Origin of the sequence: Paenibacillus sp. UMB7766-LJ446 (assembly GCF_030226665.1) — a bacterium.
Taxonomy (GTDB): domain Bacteria; phylum Bacillota; class Bacilli; order Paenibacillales; family Paenibacillaceae; genus Paenibacillus; species Paenibacillus vandeheii.
In genome coordinates, this window is record NZ_JASOYM010000001.1 from 194,954 (window position 1) to 214,983 (window position 20,030).

19 protein-coding genes are annotated in these 20,030 nt (G+C 47.5%); 7 read left to right on the forward strand and 12 right to left on the reverse strand.

Going from position 1 to position 20,030, the window contains the following annotated elements:
- Positions 1-7 precede the first annotated feature (7 nt).
- The 4 genes from QP794_RS00795 to hemE form a co-directional block, all read right to left on the reverse strand.
- Positions 8-1,417: a CapA family protein gene (locus QP794_RS00795; RefSeq protein ID WP_285074514.1), complete on the reverse strand. Its 1,410-nt coding sequence runs from the start codon at positions 1,415-1,417 to the stop codon at positions 8-10.
- 185 nt (positions 1,418-1,602) lie between these two features.
- A complete protein-coding gene (gene hemY / locus QP794_RS00800) occupies positions 1,603-3,027 on the reverse strand; it encodes a protoporphyrinogen oxidase (RefSeq protein ID WP_094937451.1) in 1,425 nt (474 codons plus the stop codon).
- Positions 3,027-3,977 carry a ferrochelatase gene (gene hemH, locus QP794_RS00805; protein ID WP_285074515.1) on the reverse strand — a complete coding sequence of 317 codons (951 nt, stop codon included), beginning with the start codon at positions 3,975-3,977 and terminating at the stop codon, positions 3,027-3,029. Before hemH ends, hemY begins: the two co-directional genes overlap by 1 nt.
- Positions 3,970-5,034: a uroporphyrinogen decarboxylase gene (gene hemE / locus QP794_RS00810; RefSeq protein ID WP_285074516.1), complete on the reverse strand. Its 1,065-nt coding sequence runs from the start codon at positions 5,032-5,034 to the stop codon at positions 3,970-3,972. The genes hemH and hemE overlap by 8 nt, the downstream gene beginning before the upstream one ends.
- 204 nt (positions 5,035-5,238) lie before the next feature.
- Between hemE and QP794_RS00815 the strand changes: the two genes are divergently transcribed.
- The gene (locus QP794_RS00815; protein WP_079345656.1) at positions 5,239-6,450 is read left to right on the forward strand and encodes an MFS transporter; all 1,212 of its coding nucleotides are present in this window, start codon (positions 5,239-5,241) and stop codon (positions 6,448-6,450) included.
- A 111-nt stretch (positions 6,451-6,561) separates the two neighbouring features.
- Here QP794_RS00815 and QP794_RS00820 read toward each other — a convergent pair whose 3' ends face one another.
- A complete protein-coding gene (locus QP794_RS00820) occupies positions 6,562-7,767 on the reverse strand; it encodes a cytochrome P450 (RefSeq protein WP_285074517.1) in 1,206 nt (401 codons plus the stop codon).
- 508 nt (positions 7,768-8,275) lie between these two features.
- Between QP794_RS00820 and QP794_RS00825 the strand changes: the two genes are divergently transcribed.
- Entirely contained in the window at positions 8,276-9,487 is a 1,212-nt protein-coding gene (locus QP794_RS00825; RefSeq protein ID WP_285074518.1) for an asparaginase, read from the forward strand.
- A 146-nt stretch (positions 9,488-9,633) separates the two neighbouring features.
- On the opposite strand, the gene QP794_RS00830 is transcribed toward QP794_RS00825, so the two are convergent.
- Positions 9,634-10,266 (reverse strand): O-methyltransferase, encoded by a 633-nt coding sequence (locus tag QP794_RS00830; RefSeq protein WP_285074519.1) that lies wholly within the window; start codon positions 10,264-10,266, stop codon positions 9,634-9,636.
- 241 nt (positions 10,267-10,507) lie between these two features.
- Here QP794_RS00830 and QP794_RS00835 point away from each other — a divergent pair, with 241 nt between their 5' ends.
- The 4 genes from QP794_RS00835 (at position 10,508) to QP794_RS00850 (ending at position 15,286) form a co-directional block, all read left to right on the forward strand.
- The gene (locus tag QP794_RS00835) at positions 10,508-11,659 is read left to right on the forward strand and encodes a THUMP domain-containing class I SAM-dependent RNA methyltransferase (RefSeq protein WP_285075180.1); all 1,152 of its coding nucleotides are present in this window, start codon (positions 10,508-10,510) and stop codon (positions 11,657-11,659) included.
- Positions 11,660-11,879: 220 nt separating this feature from the next.
- Positions 11,880-13,880 carry an LTA synthase family protein gene (locus QP794_RS00840; protein WP_285074520.1) on the forward strand — a complete coding sequence of 667 codons (2,001 nt, stop codon included), beginning with the start codon at positions 11,880-11,882 and terminating at the stop codon, positions 13,878-13,880.
- Between the two features lie 88 nt (positions 13,881-13,968).
- A complete protein-coding gene (locus QP794_RS00845) occupies positions 13,969-14,394 on the forward strand; it encodes a cytidine deaminase (RefSeq protein ID WP_285074521.1) in 426 nt (141 codons plus the stop codon).
- A gap of 157 nt (positions 14,395-14,551) precedes the next feature.
- Complete coding sequence (locus tag QP794_RS00850; protein ID WP_285075181.1) at positions 14,552-15,286, forward strand: DsbA family oxidoreductase; 735 nt, start codon at positions 14,552-14,554, stop codon at positions 15,284-15,286.
- Positions 15,287-15,531: 245 nt separating this feature from the next.
- Here the strand turns inward: QP794_RS00850 and QP794_RS00855 are convergent, their stop codons facing one another.
- On the reverse strand, positions 15,532-16,362 hold the full coding sequence (locus tag QP794_RS00855) for an aldo/keto reductase (RefSeq protein WP_285074522.1): 831 nt from the start codon (positions 16,360-16,362) through the stop codon (positions 15,532-15,534).
- 163 nt (positions 16,363-16,525) lie between these two features.
- Positions 16,526-16,807, reverse strand: coding sequence for a hypothetical protein (locus QP794_RS00860; RefSeq protein ID WP_024629200.1), 282 nt, complete (start codon positions 16,805-16,807; stop codon positions 16,526-16,528).
- A 198-nt stretch (positions 16,808-17,005) separates the two neighbouring features.
- Between QP794_RS00860 and QP794_RS00865 the strand changes: the two genes are divergently transcribed.
- Positions 17,006-17,404: a hypothetical protein gene (locus QP794_RS00865; RefSeq protein WP_285074523.1), complete on the forward strand. Its 399-nt coding sequence runs from the start codon at positions 17,006-17,008 to the stop codon at positions 17,402-17,404.
- 97 nt (positions 17,405-17,501) lie between these two features.
- On the opposite strand, the gene QP794_RS00870 is transcribed toward QP794_RS00865, so the two are convergent.
- The 4 genes from QP794_RS00870 to QP794_RS00885 all read right to left on the reverse strand — a co-directional run bounded on the left by QP794_RS00870 (position 17,502) and on the right by QP794_RS00885 (position 19,895).
- Positions 17,502-17,723 carry a YuzB family protein gene (locus QP794_RS00870; protein WP_024629198.1) on the reverse strand — a complete coding sequence of 74 codons (222 nt, stop codon included), beginning with the start codon at positions 17,721-17,723 and terminating at the stop codon, positions 17,502-17,504.
- Between the two features lie 21 nt (positions 17,724-17,744).
- Positions 17,745-18,047 carry a heme biosynthesis protein HemY gene (locus tag QP794_RS00875; RefSeq protein ID WP_053783595.1) on the reverse strand — a complete coding sequence of 101 codons (303 nt, stop codon included), beginning with the start codon at positions 18,045-18,047 and terminating at the stop codon, positions 17,745-17,747.
- Positions 18,048-18,189: 142 nt separating this feature from the next.
- Positions 18,190-18,447, reverse strand: coding sequence for a hypothetical protein (locus tag QP794_RS00880; RefSeq protein WP_285074524.1), 258 nt, complete (start codon positions 18,445-18,447; stop codon positions 18,190-18,192).
- A 233-nt stretch (positions 18,448-18,680) separates the two neighbouring features.
- The gene (locus QP794_RS00885; protein ID WP_483311861.1) at positions 18,681-19,895 is read right to left on the reverse strand and encodes a M14 family metallopeptidase; all 1,215 of its coding nucleotides are present in this window, start codon (positions 19,893-19,895) and stop codon (positions 18,681-18,683) included.
- Positions 19,896-20,030 lie beyond the last annotated feature (135 nt).

Consider the following 20,030-nt stretch of genomic DNA (forward strand, 5'->3'; position numbering starts at 1 on the left):
ATAGACTTCAACTTGGTGATGCAACTCCATTCGCATCAAAACGAATACCTGGCGAAAGCTGCGTCATCTGCTCCAGCAGCAGTTTGTTAGCTTCATCCAACATCGGAATTGCCTGACCCAGCCCAGCCTCATAAGGAATAACCTTCATGCTGCATTTAGCTTCCTTACTACAGTTCGCCTGAAAAACCGCTGTTTTCCACGTTTCCTCTGTCGTTGATTTCGAGAAAATAAAGTTGCCTGTACTATATGCAATCCACTTGCCTTTGTAATACTCCACCCCTTGCAAGACATGGGGATGCCCGCCTATAACCAGATCAGCTCCGGCATCTACAAATTCATGCGCCAGTCGAGTCTGATCATTATTCGGTGTGCTGACCCGTTCCTCTCCCCAATGTGCAACAACGATGACCAGGTCAGCCTTTTTACGGGCCTCCTGAATCGCCTTGACTGCACCTGTAGAATCGTAGGTTTCGGCAACACCTGCTCGATTACCTTCCGCTTTCCAACTCTCTTTCGGTACTACCCGGCTAAAACCCAGAAATGCAATTTTTATGCCCTTGCGTTCCAGATAAGCAGGTGTATAAGCTTCATCCTGGTTCATTCCCGCACCAGCATGTGCAATACCATATTCCTTCAGATACGCCAGCGTATCGACCAGACCCTCAACGCCCTGATCAAGGATATGATTATTGGCCAGATTCACCGCATCAAAACCAGCTGAAGCCATGGCAGCGAGTGCTTTTGGCGAAGATTTGTATACATAGGTTTTATCCAATGCATCAGTCCCATTAAGGGTTACAGGCGTTTCAAGGTTGCCGATCGTCAGATCATCGTTCTTGAACAGGTTACCAAGCTTCGCGAAGGGATAATCATACCCGTTCTTATCCAGCAGTTCAGCAACTTTTCCCGAGAACTGGATGTCCCCAACAAAGTTGATGGTTACATCGTTCGCCGAATTAGATGGCTGAGTCGCCCCAGTTCCTGTACCTTCACTCTCCTTTGAGCCGGAAGAAGCGGGAGTATCCTTCGGTTTAGTCGTTCCTGTATTTGTCTTTCCATTTGCCTCGGAGCCTGTAGCATCCGTTTTTTCCTCACCCGACTTATCGTCGGAATTTTCAGCTACCTGTTCATCAGAACCATTCGGTCCTTCAGTCGAAGTATTACCTGCCTGCGAATCCGTATCAGGTGAACTTACCTGATCACCGCCCTTAGCACCCTCTTCATTCACAGGCTCCTGATTCACAACCGTTTCTTTCCCTTCCGGGTCAACTTGCTGTTCCTTCATGCCTACTGCGTAATAGAGGCAGACGAGTCCAATGGCCACGATCAATACCAGATTAATGATCCAGACCAACCGTTTGCGGGCACGTTTTACTTTTTTCTTCTGTACACTTCGTTTTGATCTTGGGGGATACATAGGCAGCTCCTCTTCTTCACAGCAATCCTTATCATATTATATCAGGCATATTCTGGATTTCCATAATTCCTTGGAACTGTAAGCATAGAAAGAATTCACTTCTCTCTGCTTTTCACGTTTTGGCGTAAAAAAAGGCTGTCTCCGCTGTAGAATATCTCTACGTTTGAGACAGCCATGTACGTTAATTATTGTGCAGCAAGTAATTGCGTAGCTTGAACTGACATTTCTTTCGCCTGTCTAATACAGTCAGGCAACCCTACACCTTCATAACCAGCACCCGCAATGTACACCCCCGGCAATTTGCTGCCAAGCTCCTCCCGGAGTGCTGCAATCTGCTGCAGATGACCTACCGGATACTGCGGCATGGATTTGCGAAGCCGAGTAATTTCCGAGAAGATCGGAACAGCCTCTACGCCCATCGTTTCACGCAAATCCTTGAGTACCAGATCCGTCAGCGCATCATCCGGGAGTTCCACGTTCTGCTCGTCTCCCGAACGGCCAACATAGCAACGAAGCAGTACTTTATCATCCGGGCTGGTATGCAGCCACTTGGTTGATGTCCAAGTACACGCTGTAATATTGCGGCCTTCCTTGCGCGGAACGAGGAAACCGGACCCATCAAATACGTGTTCGATATCTTTTTTCTCAAAAGCCAGCACCACATTCGCCACCGATACGTAGTTAATCGCATCCAGAGCCGTTGTATCCACGTGAGGCTGTAGCAGTTCGGATGCAACATACGTAGGCACGGTAATGACTACATCATCCGCTTCAAGACGCTCGCCGTTACCCAGTTGAATGCTATATCTGGCCGCATCTCCAGTCTGAACCTCCAGGGATTGCACTGAAGTGTTCAGACGTTGATCCACGTCCTGCAATTCATGTACAAGCGCGTGAACGAGGCTCTGCAAGCCCTGCCGGAAGTTCAGAAAAGCACTTCTCTTCGTTCCCGTATGAGTCTCTGCCGGTTTGCGGCCAGTCATCATCCCCCGGATCAAACTACCATAATCCCGCTCCACCTCGCCGAATTGCGGAAAGGTTGCCTGAAGACTCAATCGTCGCATATCACCTGCATAAATGCCTGCAAGCAACGGCTCAGTGAGGTTTTCCAGCACTTCCGCTCCAAGGCGGCGCTCAATCATATAACCGAGCGATTCATCCTCCGTTGTGCGACGGGGAGGGATGACAAAATCCATTAATGCCCGCAGCTTGCCTGCCGGAGATACAAGACCGCTTCTCAGAAACGGTCTCAACTCCGTCGGAATACCGAGTACGAGTCCTGCCGGCATGGGATGTAACTTGCCACGCTGCATGATGTACGTTTTTTTGGATTCCGGGTTTTGACTGACCAGCTCATGATCCATCTCCAGCTCTTTAGCCAAGTCAATCATCGCCGTTTTGCGGGCAAGGAAAGAATCCGGCCCCTTCTCAATGACAAAACCATCCCGGTGCAGCGTCTCAATCATGCCACCCATGGAGGAACTTTTCTCAACCAAGGTAATTACAGGTTCAACCCCTGCTTCCCGGTAATGCTTCCGGATATAAAATGCCGCGCTTAGGCCGGTCAGACCTCCGCCGACAACAACGACACGACGTTTATGGTCTTCCATTACATATCCGTTCCTTGCTGCCATTGGTTAATAATGACGTCACTTAATGTTTCCATATAAAGCGGGTCGCTATTGAGAGAATCGATACGCATGAGGCGCATGTCGATCTCTTTGGCAATCGCTTTGGCCTCAATATCAAGATCATAGAGCACTTCCAGATGATCCGATACGAATCCAATTGGTGCTACAAGCACATCTTCTACCTGTTCACGAGCAAGATCCTGAAGCGTGTCCAGAATATCAGGGCCCAGCCATGGCTCCGCCGTCCGCCCGGCACTTTGCCACGTAAACTGCCAGTTGGTAATTCCTAAACGCGAAGCAATAACTTCCGAAGTCTCCAGCAGTTGCTGCGGATATGGATCACCGATATCCACAATTCGCGCAGGCAGACTGTGTGCGCTGAACAACACTCGTACATCCCCACGTTTGGCTCCCGCTTCCTCGAAAGCATCCAATTTAGCGCTAACACGTGTGGAAAGAGCTTGAATTAATTTCGGATGCAGGTGGTAACTCTCAATAAAGGACATTTGGATTCCCAGTTCTTCCGCTTTCTCACGAGCGCGCTTGATGTAGCTCCCTACACTCATCGTGGAGAAATGCGGTGCCAGTACGATGCCTATTGCGGTCTGAATTCCATCCTTCGCCATCTGTTCCACGCCATCCTCAATGAACGGATACGCATGCTTTAACCCTTGATAACAACGGAATTCAACCTCATTGGAACGATCATCCTTGTTTAACGTCTCCTGAAGGGCCTTAACCTGATTATCCGTGTTTTCTCGAAGAGGGAATACGCCCCCAACGATCGCTTCATAACGGTCGGTCAGTTCTTTCAGTTGTTCCGGTTCAGGCGGACGTCCTCTCCGGATATGTGTGTAATACGCTTCAATACTTTCCATATTCTCAGGTGTGCCATACGACATCACCAGTACACCTACCGTATTAGTCATTAGTAACCGTCACTCCAGTCTTCAATGCTTCAGCAGAATATTCATGAATATACGCCGTGAGTTCTTTTAATTTATCCAAAGATGCTTCAGGAAATAGTCCATGCCCCAGGTTGAAAATATACCCCGGCTCTTTGATGCCTTCGTCAATAATCAATTTGGCATGCTGCTTGATCAGATCCATCGGTGCAGTCAGCACATAAGGGTCCAAATTGCCTTGCACAGCAAATTTTCCACCCAGTCGTTTACGTCCTTCCGAGATCGATACTCTCCAATCCAACCCAATCACATCAGCTTGCAGATCATGAAGGGCTGGCAGCAATTCACCAGAAGCGACACCCGGGAAATAAATTTTCGGTACATTCAAATCCGATAATTCGGTAAAGATACGAGTAATCGTCGGTAACACATACGTTCTAAAGTCGTTTGGCGAAAGCGCGCCTACCCAGCTGTCGAACAATTGGAATGCCTTGCCGCCGTTCGCAATGTGTGCACGGACATATGTAATCACCATATCGCCCAGTTTTTGCATCAATTTATGCCATACTTCCGGTTCACTGTACATCATCGTTTTCGTCCGTATGTACCCTTTGGAAGGTCGGCCTTCTATCAAATAGCTGGCGATGGTAAAAGGTGCACCGGCAAACGTAATCAAGGGTACATCCAGTTCCTTGTCCAGAATTCGAATCGTCTCCAGTATATGAGACAGGTCTCCCTCAACATCAATGGGACGCAAACGATCCACATCTGCCGCCGTGCGGATTGGATTGTCTATAACAGGTCCAATATTTTTAACAATATCAAAATCTATACCGAGCGAAGCAACCGGATTCATAATATCGGAATACAAAATAGCCGCATCCACACCGAGTTTGCGTACCGGCATGAGTGTAACTTCAGCTGCTAGCTCAGGTTGACGGCAAATTTCGAGCAAAGAATACTTTTCCTTAATCTTGCGATATTCGGGATCATAACGCCCAGCCTGACGCATGTACCACACCGGAACACGGTCCACTTGCTGTTTGAAGCTGGCCTGAATCAGACGATCATTATAGCTCATGTAAGAAGCCTCCAATAGTTTTTGGACTCATAAATAACATTATGCCCTTTTTGAAGAGCGGTAACAACCACGTGTCGATCTGTTCCGATGACAATACTATGACATTCCTTACATCCCCTCATCCATATGCCAATTATGTTATAATGAAAGAATCGTGTTTTTTTGAAACGTTGCAGAAACGATCGGAAAGGAAGTGAAAGCACTTTGAAAACGTGGAAAGTAAACCTCATTGTGCTTTGGTTCGGACAATTTCTGGTCAACTCGGGCATGACCATGATCACCCCGTTTTTGTCCCTTTATCTCGCCAAGGATCTTGGCGTGGTTGGTGAGCATGAAATTGGCATATGGGCGGGATTTATATTTGCTGCCAACTTCCTCACCTCATTTTTGTTTCAGCCCTTGTGGGGCAAATTGTCTGACAAATACGGCCGAAAAATTATGTTGCTGCGTTCAGGTTTCGGGATGGCGATCGTTATCGCCCTGATGGGTTTTGCACAGAGCCCATGGCAGCTCCTTTTATTAAGACTGCTCAACGGTACGATCTCCGGTTTCAATCCAGCAGCGGTTTCGTTAATCTCGGGTACAACACCGAAGGATCGAATGGGTTTCGCCATGGGTATCAGCCAGTCCGGTCAGGTGGCTGGTACAATTCTGGGTCCGCTGATCGGTGGTTTACTGGCTGATGCAGTGGGCTTCCGCCCTATCTTCTATATTACAGGCGGACTGATCTTCGTGGCTTCAATGCTTGCCATGTTCCTGGTCCGAGAGAAATTTGACCGCAAGGAAGCGGCCAAACTGCCGGAACAATCCGTATTGTCCGGTTTGAAGGAACTCAACAAGTCACCCCAGTTACCTGCGTTGTTCGCTGTAACGTTCCTGTTGCAATTTGCCATGATCAGCCCGATGTCACTCTTGCCGCTGTATGTACAGAAATTACACGGTTCGGATGTGAACGTCGCCTTCTGGGCTGGAGTTGTCGGCGCAGTCACGGGACTATCCAACATGGCCATGTCCCCGATTCTTGGGAAGCTCAGTGACAGGGTAGGTTCACACAAAATACTTACGTTCTCTCTTATAGGGACCGGGCTTATGCTTATACCTCAGGCTTTCGTGCAGACGGTATGGCAGCTCATCATCGTCCGGTTCATGATGGGTGTGTTCATGGGTGGACTGCTTCCAAGTGTCAACGCGCTCATTCGCTCCTATACACCAGATAGCATGATTAGCCGGGCGTTCAGCTTTAATACGAGCACACTTGCGCTGGGGAACATGCTTGGAGCCGTAATCGGCGGTTTTATGGCCGGGTTTATTGGCATCGAAGGACTGTTCATCGTTTCCGGTGGACTGTTGTTACTCAACATGGTGTGGGTGAGACTCAAACTGTACAATAAACCTCCTCTGATCAGAGAATCCTAAAGCTTGAATCTAAAAGATATTTGTTCTTAAAAAGCCGCTTTCAGCGCCCATTGGGCAATGAAAGCGGCTTTTGGCATTTTTTGTTCAATTGGACCAAACCTCAACGTTTATTCATTGATTCTGATGGCTTGCGAATTGAATCGGGTATTCTTTCACACCAAATACAAAGGCACTTTGTATCGGCTGCAAAACGGTTCCCGGCTCCAACTGTATATCTTCCATTTGCCGAAGCATCGTCTCAAGAACAACCCTAGCTTCAAGTCGTGCAAGCGGCGCACCAAGACAAAAGTGAATACCAAACCCAAAACCCATATGTCTGTTCGGCTTGCGGTCAGGCACAAACTCCTCTGCCTGTTCAAATTTAGCGCTGTCCCGGTTGGCCGATCCCACCCAGGATATCACCTGTTCTCCTGCCTGGATTGGTTGTCCGTTCAATTCCACGTTTTCTTTGGCAATACGCCCAATAGCCACAATCGGCGGATAATAGCGTAATGTTTCCTCTACCGCAGAGGGAATAAGTTCAGGGTGCTCTCGCAGCTGCTGTTGAAGCTCAGGCTTTTCTGACAGAATACGTACGGCATTGGTAATCAGATTGGTCGTCGTTTCATTGCCAGCAGCAAGTAATAATATGCAAAACCCGACCACTTCCTCTGCGGTCAGCTTCTCCCCTTCAATCTCCGCAACCAGCAGCAAAGAGATCAGATCATCCTTTGGCTGCTGACGTCTTTCTTCCATGATGGCCGTGAAGTAGCTCGCCAGTTCCTGTTGATTCCGTCTCTTTTCTTCCATCAACTCCTGGAAAGCTTCATCACTATCATCCCGCGCACCCTTCACCAGTGCATCAGACCAGTCTTTGAACTTCTGGCGATCTGCGGCAGGGACTCCAATCAATTCGGCGATCACAATGACCGGAAGCGGAGTGGCAAGATCGTCGATAAGCCGCATACGACCTCCTGAAAAATGTGGAGTCAGTAACTCATCCGCAATTTCCTGAATACGCGGAGCCAATGCTTCGATTGCTTTTGGTGTAAACGCCTGATTAACCAGATCCCGCAGTTGCTTGTGCTTCGGCGGATCGGTAGTGAGCATACTGGCGTTAGCACGATCACGTTCAGAAGAAAACAGTTTGGGGTTTTTCAACACATATTGCACATCATCATAACCGAAAACATCCCAGCATTCTCGATGGTTGTCATAGCGGACTGGAGTGTTGTCACGAAGCTCAGCGTACACCTGGAAGGGAGATAATTGTTGTTCCACCCCTTCCAGTTCCCGGATCGGAATGTAATTGGCATACTTTCTCGGTGCTCGGTTCATCGTTTCTCCTCCAATCATTAATATATATTTATTTACATATTGAAATCACCCTATATTATAGACTCAACGCTAAGTCCATACAAATATTTGGCAATAATTGAGCCTCTTTTCCTAGAACGCATTACAAAAATCGCCAAGTTTTGCTAACTTATTCGGTCCGAGATCCGTTTTGTATAAGATCACTTCTGCTATGCACGCTCCGGCAACACTTTCCCCAAAAACCTTTCTAAATTCTATCAGGACAAAAGACTCATATGTAATGAAATATGACACAAAACTATTTTGAATATGCTTTTATATAGCTCTTCCTCTTTATACCTCTTCTTATATTTATCCATAAAACCTTATAAATAAGCTATATACTCTACATATCTATCAATGTAACCGATTACTCTACCTATATCTACTATTGTCATATTATTTAACATGAAATACAATCGTTTTAATTCATATACATATTACCCTCAAAAAACATCACACGAAACTAACATGAAGGAGAGTGCTATTCATGAAAAAAACTTCAAATCTTCGTCCTTGGGCTGTATGGAGCACAGCTGCTTTGACAGCTCTAACCATCTCCCTGTCCCCAATCGGAACCTATGCTGCTCAGGCAGCTACGGTAGAAGTGAGCGGTACAACCAGTGCAGTTCAGACCACATCATCCACTCCGGCTCGCAATACAACCATCCCTGCTCTATCGGATTCGTTCAAACAATCCGCTCTGCCTAATGTTCTGGTCATTGGAACGGGTGGTACGATCGCAGGTCAATCCGAGGATGCGACCAGCTTCCAGAACTATAAGGCGGGTACACTCCCGATCGAGGAAATGGTCGACGCCTTACCGGACAAACAGAAGATTGCAGATGTTAGCACACTCCAATTCGGAAATTCAGGTTCAGGATCTTATACTATGGCTGATCTCTATGACCTGTCACAGACAGTAGACAAGGCTCTGGCTCAATATGACAGCGTTGTAGTTACCACCGGTACAGATACCATGGAGGAGATCGCCTACTTCCTTGACATGACCGTTCAAAGTGATAAACCCGTTGTCATTACAGGGTCTATGCGCCCTTGGACGGTTATCGGCTCGGATGCACAAGCCAATCTGTACAACGCCATCAAGCTCGCAGGCAGCGGACGCACCACTTCATTTGGGACCGTGCTGATGTTGAACGATACCATTCAACTGGCACGCGGGGTGACCAAAACGAATGATTATCGAACTGATACGTTCGAAACTCCGATGCTTGGTGCAGTAGGTTATATTGATGAAGAAAATATTCGAATTTACCGTGCTCCCGCACGCGCTTTGAAGCCTGAAGGTACATTGAAGCCGGCATTTGACCTGAGCAAAATCACGAAGGCAGATCTCGCCAAAGTGGAAATTGCGGTTTCCTATCAGGAAGCTGGTGGAGAAGCCATTGAAGGATTTGTTCGTGGTGGAGCCAAAGGAATCGTAACGTCCGGTACCGGAGCAGGCGGGATTTCGAAAGCCATGGGACAAGCACGTACTAAAGCAGTGGAGGATGGCGTAATCTTCGTAATGACCACTCGGACAGGTTCAGGCAGTGTATATGGCGGAGGGAAAGGCGTTATCGCTGGTGACAACCTCAGTCCTCAACAAGCACGCATTTTGCTCATGCTCGGGTTATCCTTCAGCGATGATTTCGATACAATCAAAAAATGGTTCGAGACTTACGGTACGCCGGAAGTTTAAGAAGATCTCATCCTTTATATTCTGGAAAATAAAACAAGAGACGACACATCCCCTGTTGATCAGGGAATGATCGTCTCTTATTTTTTCAACCCGTAATGATGCAATATGGCGACCTTCCATTCAACGAAAGGCCATCGGTAGCTTTCTTACTTCACCCAGGCCAGAGCCAGACCATCATAATCCGGCAGCATGGTCGTTACAAGGCGCGGATCACTTGCCATCTGCTCATTGAAGCGACGAACGGCAAGCACAGCCGGTCCTTGCTTATCCGGATTCAGCGTACGACCGCGCAGGAAACAGTTATCTCCCACAATGACCGCCCCTGGCCGCGCGAGCTTAATGGCATAATCCAGATAAACAGGATAATTCTCCTTATCCGCATCAATGAAGAAGAAATCGAAGGTACGTCCTTCCTGCACCAGTTGCTCCAGACTGTCGGCTGCGGGTCCAATTCGATATTCGACCTTATCCCCAAAGCCACCTTCCTCCAGATGGCCCCGAGCCATCGCTGCGTATTCCTCTTTCAATTCCAGCGAAGTCAGGGTTCCTCCATCACTTAAACCGCGAGCAAGACAGATACCGCTGTATCCGCCCAGGACACCGATTTCGAGTACGGCTTCCGCTTTCGAAGTTTTCGCGAGAAAAGTGAGTAAACGCCCGTAGGCCGCTGCCACCGAAACTTCCGGCATGCCGTTCGATCGGATGACTTCTTTTACCTTTAACAAGAGATCATCCTCTTGAAATAATTGATTTACATATTCGTCAGGGGTCAGATTCACCGCTAAAATCCTCCTTGGACACTTGGTCTGCTTTCCATATGGATGCCAATGTTCTATAATAAATGTTTGTTGTCAAACACAGGCGGTTGACTGCCGCATCACCTCTAAGAGATGAATGCATAAGCTCATCGCATTTCTCATTGTAAGTTTTTTCACGGAAAGCGGCAAGGCCGCACCGTTACTATACAGCGGAGAGAAGGAGTTCCCTTCTCCGGCTTGAAATGGAGTTGAAATGAATCACATGGCTCAATTGCAATTGATCGCGACCTCGGCGATGGGACTCGAGGCTGTTGTCGCCCGGGAACTGAAACAACTGGGGTATGAGGATGCTACGATCGACAATGGACGGGTTTACTTCACTGGAGATTATATTGATATTTGCCGGTGTAATCTGTGGCTAAGAAGTTCGGATCGCGTTTTGGTCAAAATGGGTGAATTCCCTGCTACAACATTCGATGAATTGTTTGAAGGTACCAAAGCATTACCTTGGGAGGATTGGATTCCAGCCGATGGCGAATTTCCGGTTGAAGGTCGCTCCCACAAATCTCAGCTAAGCAGCGTGCCGGCTTCACAGGGAATCGTGAAAAAAGCCATCGTAGAAAAACTGAAGCTGACTTATGACACGGAGTGGTTCCCCGAGGACGGGTCTCGTTATGTGATTGAGGTCATTCTGTTGAACGATCGCGCCCTGCTTACTTTAGATACAACCGGACCCGGGCTGCACAAACGGGGTTATCGTAAACTGGTAACCGAAGCTCCGCTTAAAGAAACACTTGCTGCGGCGCTTATTCAGCTCAGTCGCTGGAATGTATCCCGCCCCTTCTATGATCCATGCTGCGGATCAGGTACCATGCTGATTGAAGCCGCCATGATTGGCTGGAACATTGCACCAGGACTGCGTCGCACCTTTAACTCCGAGAACTGGGCTGTCATTCCTGAAGAGCTTTGGGAGAAAGCGCGCGAAGAAGCATTTGACGCGGTTCGCGACGATATTCCATTGCAAATCTCGGGCAGCGACATCGATCCGGAAGCGATTGAGGTAGCAAAGGCAGCAATCAAGAGTGCCGGCTTCGCCAAAGACATTGAAGTCAGCGTCCTGCCTGCTCATCGAGCAAGACCGCAGGGTGAATATGGTGTCATTATTACCAACCCTCCGTATGGTGAACGCTTGAGTGAAGAGAAAGAAGTGCAGAAGCTACTGCGTTCTTTAGGGCGCAGTTACCTCGATATGCCGACATGGTCCTTTTTTGCCATCACGTCGACCAAATCGTTCGAGGAAGACTTCGGCCACAAGGCAGACAAGCGCCGTAAGTTGTTCAATGGACGTATTGAAACCCAATATTATCAGTATTTGGGCCCACTGCCTCCACGAAATAAAACACCAGAACAATAACATCATTGTCATGATAGAGTGCCCTTGCCTTCCACGGCCGGGGCGCTTTTTTTGTATGTATTCCAGGAGACATAGAATTGATCTTGGTGATGCTGCTTCCGTATGAAGTATTTCTCCCCAGGGCATAGTTGAAAAGCCATGACACCACGCTATAATGGATGGAGCCCTATTTTTACATTCCGTTAACAAAACAAAACCATTCATCTGGGAGGAGACATATATGTTTGTCACTAAGCCAACACGCAGCCTTACGCCGCGCGGGCTTCTGAATCATCCACTTACGTTATATCTTATTTTTCTTGTCCTCATGCTACTCAAATTAATGTGGCTCCATCACAATCTGCATGCCTACAACATCACGATGGGGCTTCTGGACAAAGTAATTGCCATCGGTTCGCTGCTGCTTCTGTCCTTCTGGACCTGGTGGCTGCCTCGCCGGGGCATGATCCTATCGCTCGTTGTAATCCATCTGCTGCTTACTGCACTGATCTATGCCGATATGGTTTATTATCGCTACTTTCAGGATTTTCTGACGATTCCTGTGTTGATGCAAGCCAGACAGGTCGATGCTCTGGGTGATAGTATTGCCACGCTCATCCACGCCAGTGATCTGTGGTTCTTTGTTGATTGGCTTGTGATCACCCCATACGCAGCGATCCTGCTATTCAGTAAACATCACCGCCGTGGTGGACGCCCCAGCGCATATACGAGTGGATTGAACTCTTACTCGTCAAGCTCTGTCAAACCAAGCTTACGTCGTCGACTCACTGCGGGCAGCATTGCTCTAATATTGGGTCTTGGGCTCGCGGTAGGTCCGATTTATTATTATAGTAAAACTTGGGCGAAAGGCTTGTTTGATAACAACTGGTGGAACGTGTCCATGTATAATGTTACTGGACTTCTTGCTTTTCATGGCTATGATCTATACAACTACGCCAAAGACCATCTGGGCTCTGGGCCCCAGGTCGATCCTACAGATCTGGAGCAGGCGAAAGCTTTTTTTGCCAACAGACAACAGGCTGAGCCTCTGAAGGATGCGATGTTCGGCAAGTACAAAGACAGCAATGTCATCATTGTTCAAGGCGAAGCCTTCATGAATTTCATGATTGGTCAGAGCATTGGCGGTCAGGAAATCACGCCTCATTTTAACGAGCTGATGAAGGAAAGCCAGTACTACAGTCATTTTTATCACCAGACAGGTCAGGGCCGTACATCAGATGCTGACTTTGGGGCGAATATTTCGATGCACCCACTGTCGGTTGGGTCCGCTTTTGTCCGTTACGCAGACCACAGCTATGATTCCCTGCCTTCTATATTGAAGGATCACGGTTACAGTACCAATGTATTTCATGCCTATGAGAGTGGATTCTGGAATCGCTATACGATGTATCAGAATATGAAGTATGACAAGTTTTACAGTAAAAATGATTATGAACAGGATGACCCGCTTGGCTGGTCCCTGTCGGACGAGTCCTTTTTCCGCCAATCGGTTGAGAAAATGAGCAATGAGGTTACCGAGCCGTTCTATTCATTCCTGATTACACTGACCAGTCATCATCCATACGCATTACCCCAAGATAAACAACAGCTGGATGTCGGGGAATTCCAAGGAACGATGTTTGGAGACTATCTGCAATCCGTACATTACGTCGATTCTGCACTCGGCAGCATGGTGGAAGACCTGAAAAATCGGGGGTTGTGGGACAAAACGATCTTCATGTTCTATGGGGATCACGATAATTCCATTAAGGAACAACCACAATATGAGAAATTTTTCGGACGCTCGCTGAACGATCTGGATATGGAGCAAATTATGAACGAAGTGCCTTTGCTGGTGCATCTGCCCGACGGAGCCGGAGCCGGAACGATTGACGAGCCAGCAGGACAGCTGGATATTACACCTTCCGTTCTGCATCTGCTCGGTATATCAGATCAATCCTACTACCATATGGGCAACGATGTGTACGACGGTTCCTCCCGCATGGTGGTATTGCGCACTGGTGCGTTCACTGATAGCTCCTTGTTCTATATCCCTTCAGATGATTACCTGTATGACAGGGGCTCCTGTTACGATCTGTCTACGGGCGCCAAAACGGATATTAATGCTTGCCGATCTGGTTATGATGAAGCGTCAATGCGACTGCATGTGTCAGATACAGTCAACACGTTTGACCTGATCTCACGTTTTCGCAAGGGGCAAACGTCTGAATCCGCACCCTAACAGATACGGAAAGGCACGCTGACGTAACTGTATACTTCATATTAAAATTTAACCCGACACTATAATGAAATGGAGCTAATTCATGACCATGACAGCACAACCAGTCCCATACAATATTGAACAAAAGCTGTTCGAAGAAGCTGCTAACTTTGTCAAACTTCGCTACCCTCAAGGGTGGGGCGGCGCGGCGGCTGTATATACCGAAGCAGGTTCGCTCTTAATCAGCGTAGCTCCAGAAGTAATTAATGACGCCACGCACCTGTGTATGGAAACAGGGGCCTATCTGGAAGCCCACAAATTAAACGAGCGGGTCACCCACTCAATCTGTGTGGCACGCGACGATGAGCACTCGCAATTCAAGGTTCTCACCCCTTGTGGTGTGTGCCAGGAACGATTGTTTTTCTGGGGAGAAGATGTGAAGGCTGCCGTGTACGATCCGGATGGAGCTATAATATACAAGAGATTGGACGAAATCCAGCCTTATCATTGGACCAAGGCATACCGGGAAAAGTAGCAAGTTTAACGATAAGTGTTGAGGCTGCAATCCGTTGCACGCTTCAGCACTTTCTTTTTTTGGTAGCTGGCTGTAACCACGACCTTGCGAATGTTAGAAAGTCGCTATATAATTGTAACTGTATTGGTTTCATTTATAAATGATGGAGGTTTTAATGATGAATATTGAAATATGGTCCGACTTTATGTGTCCTTTCTGTTATATTGGCAAACGTCGCCTGGAGAATGTACTGGCACAATTCCCACACCGTGATGAAGTGAAATTACAGTTCAAAAGTTTTGAACTCGATCCAAATGCTGAATTGAACAGCGGCAAGACCAACGCAGAATATCTGGCTGCCAAATACAATATGAGTGTGGAGCAGGCACGTGGAATGAATGCCCAGATGAATGCCAATGCTCGCACGGCTGGACTGGAATACAACATTGATGAGATGATCCCTACCAACTCCTTCTCTGCTCACCGCCTGACCCATTGGGCAGAAACACAAGGGAAAATGCTTGAGCTGAGCGAACGACTGTTTCAAGCAATCTTCATCGAAGGTAAACATGTCGGCAATACCGATGTCCTGATCGAGTTGGCTGAAGAAGTGGGTCTGGATCGCAATGCAGCAGCAGAAGTATTGTCGAGCAATCAATTCGCAGAACAGGTTCGTGCCGACCAAGCCGAAGGTGAGCAGTTGGGCATTCGGGGTGTTCCTTTCTTCGTATTTGACCGCAAGTTCGCTGTATCTGGCGCTCAACCGGATGAGGTGTTCCTTGACGCTATCCAGAAAGCATGGGACGAACTCTCCCCTTTCACCATGGTGGAGTCCAGCACCACTGACACTGATGGCAGCGGAGTATGCACAGAAGACGGCTGCGAGGTTCCGCAACCTGATCAATCCAAATAACACAAAAGCAGCAGGATCAAGGGTTATCCCTGAACCTGCTGCTTTTTTACACTCTACAATTCAAGCTCATTATAAAGTTTTAGTGGTTGATAAACAGTTGCAGTGGAGGGGACGGAATCGATTCTGAAGAAGCGCAGCGTTCGCCTTTGTCTCCAAATTTTCACCTTTTGAATATTGAAACAAAAAATTTGGAGACAACAGCGATCGGAAGAACGATCCGTAACCGGAACAATCGAGCTGCATGCTCAATCCCAAAACAGCTGATCCGGGTGCGGTCCCGTCCGTTTGTCCGAATCCAGCGCATCGATCAGTTTCAGCTCATCCGGAGTCAATTCAAAATCAAAGATGTCCGCATTCTCGCGAATTCGCTCAGGCGTAACCGACTTCGGAATCGTCACAATCTGGTTCTGAATATCCCAGCGCAGAATAACCTGTGCCGGTGTTTTCCCATATTTCTGGGCCAGACTTTTCAAAGCCGATTCCTTGTTCAGCTTGCCTCTCATAATCGGGCTCCATGCCTCCAGTTGAATGCCCTGTTCCCCACAGAAATCCTGCAGCTCCTGTTGAATCAGACCTGGATGCAGTTCCACCTGATTCACTGCAGGCACCGTTCCACCTTCATCTATGATATCGCGCAGATGGTGTACTTCGAAATTACTTACACCAATGGCACGTACGCTTCCTTCGCTATATAGACGTTCGAATGCTCTCCACGTCTCCTTATACTGGTCTCTGCCAGGCCAGTGAATTAAGTATAGATCAATGACATTCAATCCAAGCGCCTTCTGACTGGCCTCAAATGCTCTCAAGGTCGAATCAAACCCTTGATCCTCATTCCACAGCTTGGTTGTCACAAATAGCTCATTCCGGGCGATACCGCTGCTCGCAATAGCTTGTCCAACTTCCTCTTCATTTCCATAAACGGACGCCGTATCAATGCTCCGATATCCGACTTCCAATGCAGTCTCCACCGCTTGCTGTACTTCTTCGCCTTTTGCTCGATAGGTCCCAAATCCCAGCCATGGCATCGTCACGCCGTTGTTCAGAATCGTACAATCCGTAATATGTTTTGTCATTCTGTACCTCCTGTGTGAAATTTGCCTGCTCTTGGTCTATTAACCTTCTCGTAAAATTTTAAGCGGCATGTTACATACAGTTTGGCTGAGATCCCTTTTCAAAAAAGACATGAATAACCCGCAAAGCACTTCTGCTCTGCGGGTTCTGGTGTGACAGGAACGCCTATAGATCCCCTTGCCCATTCTGACTCTGGATCGAGTTTAACCTTCTCTTCTCCTCAATGAACATCTCTTCTGCCAGCTCAACGCCCTGACCTCCAAGCGAAAGTTCGGCTTGACGCATGGCCTGCTCGGTATGCGCCAAACGGCGTTCTGCCTGTTCAATGGTCTGTTCAGTTGGATGTGACATTGCCTGGGAAACGGCAAAATGAAGTTTGTTCACTGCATTCTGCGCCTGGGATACGGTTGTATCGGCTTGCAAACTGGAATCATAACGCTTCGGCATGAGTATTCCTCCTTGGGATCATGTTCCTGTTACCCCTTTAAGATGGTTTACATCGGCCTTCCTTATTCTTGTTTTGCTGAAACAATGACGGATTGCTTCGCTTTTCCCCAAATTAAATATGAATATCAATTATGTATAACCTTTTCCGGGTTTGCTGCGTTTATTTGATAAGTACCTTTTTTACAAGGAGGTTTGGTTTTGAAAAACTTTTGGTTTCTTTTCATTCTGGTACCTTTATTGCTACTGATCAGCGGCTGTACAGCTTCGACGTATGAAATAACGGGATATACAGGCTCCTCCATTAATAACGAAATTCCGGTTCCCGTGAATGCAAAGCAGCTCAGCCTAACGGCATATTCAGACAATCCAAACTATAAAGAAGGCATTAAATATGAATTGAAACATATCGGAGGAGAACAGGGGTTATATGTACCATCCGATTATTTTGAGAAGTTATCCGAAGCGGGATGGGTTGAGTTGGAGGAAGAGCGCCTGGGTCATGTTCATTTTTTGAAAAAAAGCGATACGATCATCGCCATTGAATTTCAAGAGGATACCTTTGAGATTGTTGAAATGATGCCCGGCTTCACCTTTTAATCTTGGGCCTTGTCCAATCACAACTAAAAAAAGAGAGGCCACGGCCTCTCTTTACCCTCGTGGAAAAGTTTGCTCTGCCCACTGCATTCCCATACAATTACTTCACGAATTTCGCTACTTTCGCAAGCACTTCTTCTTCTGACGGAGCACTGATATACCGACCGTTGATGAAGACAAAAGCACGCTTCGCGCAAGGACCGCAATACGATTTGCAACCAATCTTGATCTCCGTATCCGGAGCCATTTTCTCCAACTTGGCTACAATCGATTTTAGTCTGATATGATTACATTTTTCGCATACGCGGATATCGTTAGCCATGATTTCCCCTTCTTCGCTCCCTTAGTGGTCGCCGTGGTTGCCCTTGGATGGGTTCGTAATAACGAAGCCTTCTTCAGGGAAGTAGAGGTAATCAATTTTAACGCCATCCAGCAAAGGTTGGTCATTCTCAAGAATGACGTCAATCTCTTTATCCGTAGATACGACCGTATCATTTTCTTTTGGCGTATCAATATCAAGTCCGTAGTGGGCATGATCTCCATGCGCATGTGTGATTACAACGCGCAGCAATTTACCTTCGTTCTCAGGCTTGTCCAGTTCAAGTTTTAATACTTTTGCGGCATTACGTGTAATTTTGCAATTCATTCCATTCATCTCCTATATCGTAATTGCTGGTTCCAACAATTTCAGCATTTCTAAACTCCAGCATCTATTGTAAAGAAAGTTACTGCGTTCCGCAATAACATTGATGCAAAATCGATGGGAATACCAACCATTTCGTCACTAGTTAAGACGACGTATCCGCTGTAAGCACCGGATATTTGCGCTCCGCACGACTTACAAACCAGTTCATCAGCAGCAGCGTGACACCAATATCATCTATAGGCATAAACGGCATCACGTCTGGAAGAACCCAGTAGAGCAGCGCCGGGATGATAAACAGCAGCTTCTCTCCCAAAGGGATTTGCGGAGCCCGCAACAGACGCGGCAGCCGTTTGAATACTTGTGTCCATCGTTTGAACGACAGCAGTCTTCTCCACTTCATATGAACCCCTCCGTATGGTTATTACACCAAAAAATAAAACGAATACACGTAATCGTCACACTCATTATTACCCGCTCCAGAACGATTCGGAACGAATGATGCAACTTACAGATAAAAAAACGAACGCCGGTAACAGCGCCCGTTCCTGTTATACGAGTGGACAACCCGTAAGTTTCATGTCTTCCCATCCAAATTATGTGAAGTCAGGTTATATGGATTCTCACTCTTCCCTGTTAGTGCTCTCGATCTGTTAATAATTCAGCCAACAGCATACCAACCTCCACGCAGATATCATCAAATTGATCCATGGGGAGCGGGTTGACCCCCAGACCCACTTCTACCGTGAACCCAGGCTTCCGAAACCTCTGAATGAACCAGTCTTTGTATCCTGCATCGCTCCCACCCAGCTTGACTGCCTTGTATCCTGAAGCCCTTGCCAGTCTGCGTGACAGTGGAGCACTCTCCTTCGGCTCCAAATCTCGGTAGTTCCAATAAATTTCCTGCCCCTGACTGTGCAGTGAAACGACAGCATCGAATGGATGCTGCTCGGTCCACTGTGCGAGTGCCAACGCCTCCGGTTCCGATAAGGGAGCGACTCCCGCATAATCTCTTGGCCCTGGTGACGTTATCCCTCTTCTAGCTGCCTCTTCCTCCCAATAAGCCGGGAATTGATCGTTAAGGTCTACTCCCCTGATATTGGACTTCCAATGCGTAAAATGGGAGCGCCCGGCATTCCATTCCAGCAATTCTTCTGCATGGGGATGGTCATTAACTACGCCCTCTTGTACCAATTCAACTCCATCCGGATTGACCATAGGTACAGCCCACAGCGTGGTTTCCTGCATCCATCGCTCCGTCTGAAATTGATTCCATGGCGTATTCGTGCTGTAGGCTTTCGCATATTCTTCAATGAACCGCATCAGAACCGCCGTTGTCAGCCACTCATTCGCATGAACAGAGGCGTTGACATGAATATGTCTGGGTCCTTGACCCAAACGCAGATAAGGCAAAGCCTTGCCCATAACACTGCTGCCAATCGAGCCACTTTCGATAAATGGATACTTCTTTTCCAACAAACCGATATCACGGTTCATTTCACGGTAACCATACTCTCCCTGCAACTTTACGATAGTTTTTCCATTTGAATCGGGAATATGAATACATCGTCCGCACCAGTCCGGAATGTTCGCTATTTCTGGATTGGCCTTTCGCAATTCTTCTTCATTCACTCCAAAACGTAATGCAATCACGCCTACCTTCTCCCCCGGCTGCACTGCATATCTGCGTCCCGTTCCCGGCGTAATGCGCAGCATCTGTCCTGTCAGCAAATAGGGCTGGGACGCTGCTTCCGGGTTAAGAGCGGCCAGCAGCTCCTTGGTCATATGATTTGCTGCCGCAATACGCGATAAGGTATCTCCCTGATGAACAATGATCCATTGCAGCTCCATGTTGATCTCCTTCCCCTTAGGAAACGTTGTAATCTCCTGTTCTTTTCTCGCCTGTGTCCATACTGTATGTAATATGTATGCGGAGCTGGTTGTCCGTCATGTGACATGAATCGTGCAAATCCCGCCAACATAACA